This is a genomic window from Paucibacter soli (assembly GCF_037482845.1).
Classification (GTDB): Bacteria; Pseudomonadota; Gammaproteobacteria; order Burkholderiales; family Burkholderiaceae_C; genus Paucibacter_B; species Paucibacter_B soli.
In genome coordinates this window covers 1-1,927 of record NZ_JBBHJW010000026.1, presented here as the reverse complement: position 1 = coordinate 1,927, position 1,927 = coordinate 1, and the positions used below count along the sequence as shown (strand labels likewise).

2 protein-coding genes are annotated in these 1,927 nt (G+C 67.7%); both read right to left on the bottom strand.

The features are described 5' to 3' along the window. A partial coding sequence (locus WG898_RS25075; RefSeq protein WP_339605505.1) for a sulfate adenylyltransferase subunit 1 occupies nt 1–1,259 on the bottom strand: 1,259 nt, incomplete at its 3' end. Further along, a partial coding sequence (gene cysD / locus WG898_RS25070; RefSeq protein WP_339605504.1) for a sulfate adenylyltransferase subunit CysD occupies nt 1,259–1,927 on the bottom strand: 669 nt, incomplete at its 5' end. The genes WG898_RS25075 and cysD, both read right to left, overlap by 1 nt.

Below are 1,927 nucleotides of genomic sequence, written 5' to 3'. Positions count from 1 at the left end.
TCCACCACGATCAGCGCGCCGCCGACGCGGTTGGCCGTGTAGGGTTCCACCGGCAAGGCGGCCTGCAGCTCGATGCGCACATGGCCGATCTCGTTGACGGCGAGCTCATGCGCCTCGGCCTCGGCCAGGCTGTTGACGTCCAGCCGATGCTCGATCGCGCTGATGCGCGCCTGTACCCAGCGGTTGCCATGGCGCACCCAGTATTTGCGGCCGATCACTGCCGGTTCGGTGTCCAGCCAGGCCAGCGTGGCCTCGAAGCTTTGCTTGGGCGTCGCGCTGCCGGGGGTGACGATCCAGTCGCCGCGGCTCACGTCGAGCTGGCGGTCAAGCAGCACACCGGCGGACTCGCCCGCCACGCAGTGCGCCACCGTCTCGCCGGCCTTGCGCACCTCGGACACTTTTGCCGTCTGGCCGCTGGGCAGGATCTGCACCTCGTCGCCGGCCTTGACCTGGCCGTGGGCGATGCGGCCCCACAGCGTGCGTGGCTGGTGGCCGGTGCCCTCGCCATTGGTGGCAACGTACTGCACCGGGATCAGGAGCTGGCCTTCCACCTTCTCCTGCACCGTGGGCAGGCCTTCCAGCACCTGCAGCAGCGAGGGGCCGTCGTACCAGTCGGCGTCCAGCGGCTGGGTCACGTTGTCGCCGCGCAGGGCCGAGACCGGCACGATGGCTGTCACACTGATGCCGGCGGCCTCGGCGAAGTTCCTCAGTGCTGCGCTGACCTTGGCATAACCCTCGGCCGGCGCGTCCAGCGCATCGATCTTGTTGATCGCAAACACGATGTTTTGCACACGAAGCAGGTGCGCCAGCAGGCTGTGGCGGCGCGTCTGCGGCAGCAGGGTCACCTCGGCCTCGTCGAGCTGGAGCTTGGTGATGTCCACCAGCACCACGGCAGCATCGCTGCCGGCGGCGGCGGTGACCATATTGCGGGTGTACTGCTCATGGCCGGGCGCGTCGGCAATGATGAATTTGCGCGTCTTGGTGGCGAAGTAGCGGTAGGCCACGTCGATGGTGATGCCTTGCTCGCGCTCGGCCTCCAGGCCGTCGGTGAGCAGGCTCAGATCGATGGGGGCGCCGGCGGCGCGCTTTTCCAGGGTATCGAGCTGGTCGGCCAGGATGGCGCGGCTGTCGAACAGCAGGCGACCGATCAGGGTGCTCTTGCCGTCATCGACGCTGCCAGCGGTCAGGAAGCGCAGCGCGCGATGTTGCGTGTCCACGTCCTGTTCGTGGACGGTGGCGTTGTTCGGTGCGGCGCTCATCAGAAGTAGCCCTCTTTCTTGCGACGCTCCATCGAGGCGTCGGATGTTCTATCGTCCATGCGGGTGGCACCGCGCTCGCTCACCGTCACGGTGAGCGTCTCGGCGACGATGTCGGAGGCCGAGGCGGCCGCGCTCTCCACCGGGCAGGTGCAGGTCATGTCGCCCACGGTACGAAAGCGCACGGTGGCGGTTTCCACCTGCTCGCCGGGCTCCGGCGGGGTCACCTCGGTGAGCGGCACCAACAGGCCCTTGCGGCGGATGATCTGGCGCTCATGCGCGTAGTACAGGCCGGGCAGGGGGATGTTCTCGCGCGCCAGGTAGAGCCACACGTCCAGCTCGGTCCAGTTGCTGATCGGGAAGGCACGGAAATGCTCGCCCGGGCGGATGCGGGTGTTGAACAGATTCCACAGCTCGGGGCGCTGTTCCTTGGGCTGCCATTGGCCGAAGCTGTCGCGGTGGCTGAAGATGCGCTCCTTGGCGCGCGCCTTCTCCTCGTCGCGGCGCGCACCGCCGATCAGCACATCGAAGCGGTGTTCCTCGATGGCTTCCAAGAGCGTCACGGTCTGGTGGCCGTTGCGCGACTCCAGCGGATGCGCCAGGCGCACGGTGCCACGTTTGATCGACTCGTCCATATGCGCGACGATCAGGCGCTCGCCCATCTCGGCCGC